This is a genomic window from Peribacillus tepidiphilus (assembly GCF_009466385.1).
GTDB classification, from domain to species: domain Bacteria; phylum Bacillota; class Bacilli; order Bacillales; family DSM-1321; genus Bacillus_BN; species Bacillus_BN tepidiphilus.
The window spans coordinates 1-6545 of the sequence record NZ_WIAQ01000056.1; the positions used below are offsets into that span (position 1 = coordinate 1).

Consider the following 6545-nt stretch of genomic DNA (forward strand, 5'->3'; position numbering starts at 1 on the left):
AACGTGGACAGAGTTTATCTCTCAACATTAGAAAAAGTGTGCAAAGTGCTAGACATCGACATCCAGGAGTTAATCGAGGTGGAGTAATCCTCTCGCTATAGTAATCGGTGGTAGCGAAGAAAAAGTTGCGAAAAAAATTTTTATAAAATGGTGGGAAAACAAGGGTAAGGTTTTTGGCGATAAAAACGGTAGTAACTGATAATTTTTCAGTGGGTTATATTTGATGAAAATTATAAAATAGGCCATCTTTTTTATACACATTTTGTGCGTACAAGATAACTCTAAAAATTATCATATAGAAATTGAATAGATTACATGCACAAATTGTATCACTAGCAGCTCGTTCGGCACCACGTCACTAGTAGAAAACCCTCAAAAGAGAATTTATATTCCCCTTTTGAGGGTTAATTCAATGATATTTTACTTCAATCCTATTCTTACTTCACCGTCATGAAATATCTCAATAACATATCCTGAAGATGGTGAAAATATCCATGTATCAAAACTTACAGCAGTAACATCATCTATAACTTCAAATACTTTATTTAACTCAGATTGAATTATAGGTAATGTCCCTTCATCCCAAATTACATATATAACGTTGCTGTATTCATCAATGTTTTGGTTCAAAAAGGAGATGATCTCATCAACTGTATTCACTTTAGCATGATAAGTCACTTTCTCCCATTCAATACGCCCCCACTCAGTAAATGGAAAAGAATTCTCAAAATCTCTTAGTACTTGCTCTCTCTCACTATCAGATAAGACGTGTACATTCTCACCTAGTGCTTCAATACACTCATCAAATAAACTCATTCAAATTCCCCCTTATCTATTCAAATGTTTTAATAAAGATTTAAAGGTGCTTTCGTTACCCTCAAATGGAATAACGATTTTTCGAGCATTAGCCCCTTTACCATTTCGAAAATCTTCAATGTTTATATGTGTCCCCTTATTTGGGTCATAATCTAATCTCCATCTTACTTTTCCGTCAGCAGACTGCCTACCAATTACTTTACCATATCCAGCACTTGACTTAAGAGTTCCTATATATGGCTTTGAATTTGGTCCTAAATCTCCAACTAGGTCTAGTGCTTTATTTCTAGCCTGTTCATATGTCTTGACTTTATCTAATACTTGTTCCCCTTTACCAATACCCTATGTAGTAATCTTAAAAGCTATTATAAAAAAAGACCACCTATTAAATTACCTTTCGCTCTGTTATATTCGGCAATTGATAAGCCGTTTTATGATTCATCATGCCATAAATAATATTTACCAGCCTTCTCATGATACAAACCAACGCTTGTCCTTTTGTTTTGCCTTCCTTTCGCTTGCGTTGGTAGTATTCATAAAATACAGGATTTCTTGGCTTTTTACTTTCTTTTGCCACTTGTATTTGCTGTATCGCTAATTGATAAAATAACGCATGTAACGTTCGATTGCCTTGTTTGCTTTTGTGGTCTTTTCCTTTTCCTCCTGAGCCAAAATGCACAGGCGCAATTCCCGCATAACGAGCAAGTTTATTGGCATTTGGAAAACGCTGAATATCTCCAATCTCGGCAACCAAGGCGGATGCTGTCACTACATCAATCCCCGGCATTGTCTCCAGTTGGTAATCGAGTAATTTCATTAATTTTCTTAGTTCTCCTTCGACCAATGCCATTTCCTGCTTTTTAAAGCGCAAATCTCTCACCATGCTTTGCACGAGGAAATCCCGTGTTTCTTGGTATTGTTTGGTGGTCGTTCCATCTGTTTTCACAAGTTCTAGTATTTCTTTTGCTTTCTTTCTTGAACAAGTGTTGTGGCTAACAGCTTGTAAAAAAGCAGTAAGCTCATCTATCCTTACTCCCTCTAAACACGATGGTGACGGATATCTTTCCCAAAATGCTAATGCTGTTTTTCCGTCTACTTCCGCAAAAAATTTCTTATAGCTGGGGTAATGATGGCTTAATTGTACATGAAGCTGGTTTTTCAGCGCCCCTTGGGCTTTCACAAGGGCGTTTCTTCTTGTGACTAGCTGTTTAATAGACCAATATACATCCTTTGGCTCTGCATCCGGCAAAAAATCTAGTTTGTTTACAAGAACTCTCGCTACACATTCCGCATCCCAGCTATCGCTTTTTTGCATCGTAGGATAACTATTACGTTCGGCATAAGACAAAGCGGGATTCACTTCTTTTACCATTTGCCCATGATCGACTAAAAACGTTGCCAATGCTCGTCCGTATCCACCAACGTCCTCTAAACCGAAGACCAGTGTCATATTCTCAGGTACTAATTGACGAACCTTGATGAAAAAATCCGTAAAAGCCGCGGGCTTATTTTCAAATTGAATCTCTCCTAATCTTTCATGCCAACAGTTGATGATAACCGCCGTATGATGGTGTTTATGTAAATCAATCCCCACGTAAATATGCCGTTGTTTGTGATGCATACATCCTCCCCCAATCCATTGAGTTTGATGATGACTCCCATGGCGGCAACCTTAGTTCGAGCGTTCACCATTTTAGATGCGCATTGGTACAAAAGCCTGTCCATGGATGTATCATCTATACGGATATATAAGAAATTTCATGTATTTTTTAAGTGACCGCTTTAAAGAATGGCTTGGTGTTTCCCTTTCGCCTGTATACATCCATAGGTATACATCCCTTTATAAAAGTCCTTTCGGTCTAAAATCCGTTTCACTTGTACTTTGGTAAAGGGCTTACCTTGTGTCGTCAAATGCCCTTCCTTGTTTAACACATCGGCAATTCGAGTAAAAGACCATGTGGGATGTTGCTCTCTTAACTCAAACACTCGTTGTACGGCTTTGGCTTTATCCTCGTCGACTCTTAACTCTTTTTCTCCCCTTAACTTCCTATAACCAAAAGTCGCTCTTCCTCCGGCATATCCTCCTTCTTTTGCTTTTTTATGCCGACCTTTCTTTAGTTTTAAAGCAATTTCCAATCGCTGATATTGGTCTAATAACTCCATTAGTCCATTGACCAATATATCACTTGGGTCTTTTTTGTAGATACTGTAATTTGGCTGTTCAATACTTTTAATATCCACCCCATACTTCTGTAACTCTCGATGAATCAACACTCTCACCATGTCAGAGCGCCACAACCGGCTTGTGTTTAACACCACGACATACTTAATTTGGAGAGAAGAAAGGTGGGCTAACATCTCTTGTAAGCCCACCCTGTCCACTTCCAACGCTTCTTCATTAATTTTTGCCCCGTTGATTCCTTCATCTCTAAATATATGTATCAAATTCCAACCATGTTTTTCGCAATACGCTTGTATTTCCTCCTCTTGGTATTTTAAGCTGTATCCATCTTTGACTTGCCCCTGTGTCGAGACTCGTATATACCCGACAACATTCAATGTTACATCCCCCCGTTACGAAAATTACAATTTATGTAACGCTTGTTAACAATGACGAGTATTATACGACCGTCTCTAGTGAAAATACAATACAATAATAATTTGACAGTTTATTATTGTCACAACCAGTTAAAAGCTTACCCCCACTTTCTCGCCACGAGAATGCGTTCTCACGTGTTTTAAAGTGTACTCGAAGGGTATTAATGGTTTAGTCGCTTTACCATGCATATCTGCCAAAACTCCATGTAGGTAGAACCATCATGGGCTCTGAAGTTAATATTTGGTTAACTATAACTAATAAAAAACCTCGAAAGGCTTATAGCCAATCGAGGTAATATAGGTTATAGCTCACGTTTAACTAAATCTAATAAGAAATCCCCGAAATCATTTGCAATTATTTCATACTTTTGTTTGTCTAAGTCAACTCCTGGAAAAAATGAAACAACCTTAGGTTCATTATTATCAATCTTGTTAAAGTCTAAGCAAAAAACTTCATCACTTCCTGTATCGTGAATTATTAATAAATTATTTGGCAAATTACTCTCTCTTCTCTCTGTTAAAGTATACCATATTGCATCTGGAACTGAAGAATTTTCAAAATCGCTACTAATTATCCCGAAAATCTCTTGAGAACCAAAGTTACCCGCACCAAAAGACAACAGAAAATCCAAATATGAACCTGTGAACTTTAACCCAAGTTTTTCTTCTGCTTGAATAATTAATTCTCTTGAGCGGGGACCCACAAAATCACTTAGTTCTGCATTAGACAAAATAATTTTTTTAGCTTGATTATATGCTTCCATACTCATATTTTCCCTCCTCGAACTATTTAAAATCACTAACTCTATGTTTCCAATAATCTTTGCGCCATTTATCAAATTCATTCCTGTTAATCCCACTAGGGATAGTATTAGGATTAATGTGGATTATCTTACTATTTTCTTTGTGAAATGTTTGTGTAACCTCAGCAATAGAACTTTCATTTCTTTGTGTCATGTGATGGAGATTTATAGGCTTTCCATCTGGACCTAACGGTGCTAACCCCTTTTCCATTCTTTCAAGGTTAGTTCTACCACGCGCATCTTTCATATATGGGTCTATAATATCATCTCTCTGATAAACTTTCACGTTCTTATATACGGTTGTCTTATTCCAATATTTATAACCATTACCCGTACCCTTAGGAAATTCTAAAAGCCATAGATAATATTGACAAGTCTTCTCATAATGCAAATAAGCGCTTGTTGTTTGGTTTTACCTTCTGCTAGCTTTTTCTGATAATACTCGTAAAACACAGGATTTCGAGGAGTTTTACTACCTTTACAAATATGTATTTGTTGAACAGCCAAGTTATAAAAGATAGTGTATAATTTCCTGTTTCCTTGTTTGCTTTTCTGAATGGTTTCCTTGCCACCCGAACCCATTCGGACAGGGGCTATACCTGCATACCTTGCGAGTTTGTCAGAATGAGAGAAACGATGAATATCCCCGATTTCTGCAATGAAAGCGGATGCGGTCACCGTATCAATGCCTGGCATCGTTTCAAGCTGCATCCCTAATGACTTGATAAGTGCTTTTAACTCTTTATCCACTTTTTTGATTTCCTGTTTCTTAAAGCGAATATCCCTCACCATGCTTTGAATGATAAAATCCCTTGTTGTCTGATATTCACGCTTTATTTCTCCATCTGCTTGAATGAGAGATAAAATCTCCTTCGCTTTCCTTGTGGAACAGGATTTGTGGCTAGCTGTTAATAGGAATGTTCGTAAACTTTCTACGGTTTCTCCCTTCAAATGTGCGGGAGAAGGATAGCGTTCCCAAAAGGCTAAAGCGGTTTGACCATCGACTTTAGAAAAGAATTTCTTGTAACTTGGATAATGATGGCTTAATTGAAGATGCAACTGATTTTTAAGGGCAGTTTGCGACTTGACTAAAGCGTTTCGTCCTCCCCACCAATTGGGCAATCATCCAATACATATCGGATGGGATGGCATCAGGCAAATAAGGGAATTGACGGATTAACACATTCGCTACACATTGGGCATCCCAACTGTCATGCTTTTGGGCCATGGCATAGCTGTTTCGTTCCGCATTGGATAAAGAAGAATTGACAAACTTTACAATGTGCCCTTTCTCTTTTAAGTACAATGCCAAGTCCCTGCCATAGCCCCCCACATCCTCTAATCCAAACACAGGAGTGATGTCTTCTGTAAGAAACCCATTCACATACCCTAGTAAACTCGGAAAAGCGGATGGTTTATTTTCAAATGTCACTTCTCCCAGCTTTTCAAACCAACAATCTAAAATCACCGCTGTATGCTGAAACTTATGCAAATCTATCCCTACATAAATATGCTTATCTCGTCTCATCAGAACATCTCACCCCTATCTTGGATTGAACGGATAAAGCAAGACAGAGAATGTCGGCAACCTTAGGTCGAGCGTTCGTCTCTATGGACTCGCAAGGGTACGAAAGCCTATCCATTCTCTATCTCGTTCCGTTATAAAATCGCTTCATGTGTTCCGTTGGCGATTATCTCTCCATAACGGTATACACCACTGTAGAACGCTTTTCTGTCCAAAATTCGCTTGACTTGGACTTTCGTAAACAACTTCCCTTGTTTGGTTCGATGTCCTTCCTCATTCAGTTGTGATGCAATTTGTGACAGAGACCATGAAGGATGTTGTTCTCGTAAGTCAAACACTCGTTAAACCGTTTTTGCTTGTGTTTCATCTATAACGAGTCGCTTTTGGCCTCTTTTAACCTTATATCCAAAAGCGACATTTCCTCCTGCATAACCGCCCTGTTGTGCTTTTTTATTCCTTCCTCGCCCTAGCTTTAACGCAATTTCTAAGCGTTGATATTGGTCGAGGAGTTCCATTAACCCATTAATAAGAAAATCATTGGGGTCTTTCTTGTAAATACTGTATTGCGGTTGTTCGATACTCCGAATGTCTACTCCATACTTTTTCAGTTCACGATGTACTAACACCTTAACAATGTCTGAACGCCATAAACGACTGGTGTTGAGTGTCACCACATAATCCACCTGATGGCGGGAGAGATACCCCAACATCTCCTGAAATCCTGTCCTGTCGATTTCTAACGCTTCTTCATCCACTTTCGCCCCACTGATACCCTCATCCTTAAACAAACACAGGAGAGTGTA

Annotated in this window: 6 protein-coding genes and 3 pseudogenes; 1 reads left to right on the top strand and 8 read right to left on the bottom strand. The window is 38.4% G+C overall.

Annotation, left to right across the window (positions count from 1 at the left end; translation table 11 throughout):
* Positions 1 to 3: 3 nt before the first annotated feature.
* Positions 4 to 87 carry a helix-turn-helix domain-containing protein gene (locus tag GD441_RS16530; RefSeq protein ID WP_225434281.1) on the top strand — a complete coding sequence of 28 codons (84 nt, stop codon included), beginning with the start codon at positions 4 to 6 and terminating at the stop codon, positions 85 to 87.
* 333 nt (positions 88 to 420) lie between these two features.
* Here GD441_RS16530 and GD441_RS16535 read toward each other — a convergent pair whose 3' ends face one another.
* The 8 genes and pseudogenes from GD441_RS16535 to GD441_RS16565 form a co-directional block, all read right to left on the bottom strand.
* On the bottom strand, positions 421 to 816 hold the full coding sequence (locus tag GD441_RS16535) for a CDI toxin immunity protein (protein ID WP_153127507.1): 396 nt from the start codon (positions 814 to 816) through the stop codon (positions 421 to 423).
* 12 nt (positions 817 to 828) lie between these two features.
* A pseudogene (locus tag GD441_RS17380) lies at positions 829 to 1146 on the bottom strand (T7SS effector LXG polymorphic toxin); the annotation flags it as partial.
* 55 nt (positions 1147 to 1201) lie between these two features.
* Positions 1202 to 2437, bottom strand: coding sequence for an IS110 family RNA-guided transposase (locus GD441_RS16540; RefSeq protein ID WP_153127508.1), 1236 nt, complete (start codon positions 2435 to 2437; stop codon positions 1202 to 1204).
* A gap of 161 nt (positions 2438 to 2598) precedes the next feature.
* Positions 2599 to 3375 carry a recombinase family protein gene (locus tag GD441_RS16545; protein WP_153127509.1) on the bottom strand — a complete coding sequence of 259 codons (777 nt, stop codon included), beginning with the start codon at positions 3373 to 3375 and terminating at the stop codon, positions 2599 to 2601.
* A 341-nt stretch (positions 3376 to 3716) separates the two neighbouring features.
* Complete coding sequence (locus GD441_RS16550; protein ID WP_144597891.1) at positions 3717 to 4184, bottom strand: SMI1/KNR4 family protein; 468 nt, start codon at positions 4182 to 4184, stop codon at positions 3717 to 3719.
* Between the two features lie 16 nt (positions 4185 to 4200).
* Entirely contained in the window at positions 4201 to 4464 is a 264-nt protein-coding gene (locus GD441_RS16555) for an HNH/ENDO VII family nuclease (RefSeq protein ID WP_153127510.1), read from the bottom strand.
* Between the two features lie 101 nt (positions 4465 to 4565).
* Positions 4566 to 5748: pseudogene (locus GD441_RS16560) on the bottom strand (IS110 family RNA-guided transposase).
* 128 nt (positions 5749 to 5876) lie between these two features.
* Positions 5877 to 6545: pseudogene (locus GD441_RS16565) on the bottom strand (recombinase family protein); the annotation flags it as partial.

Excerpts from the sequence above, each read along its gene's own strand:
- GD441_RS16550 (WP_144597891.1), bottom strand. The coding sequence starts at position 4,184 with ATGAGTATGGAAGCATATAATCAAGCTAAAAAAATTATTTTGTCTAAT.
- GD441_RS16540 (WP_153127508.1), bottom strand. The coding sequence starts at position 2,437 with ATGCATCACAAACAACGGCATATTTACGTGGGGATTGATTTACATAAA.
- GD441_RS16535 (WP_153127507.1), bottom strand. The coding sequence starts at position 816 with ATGAGTTTATTTGATGAGTGTATTGAAGCACTAGGTGAGAATGTACAC.
- GD441_RS16555 (WP_153127510.1), bottom strand. The coding sequence starts at position 4,464 with ATGAAAGATGCGCGTGGTAGAACTAACCTTGAAAGAATGGAAAAGGGG.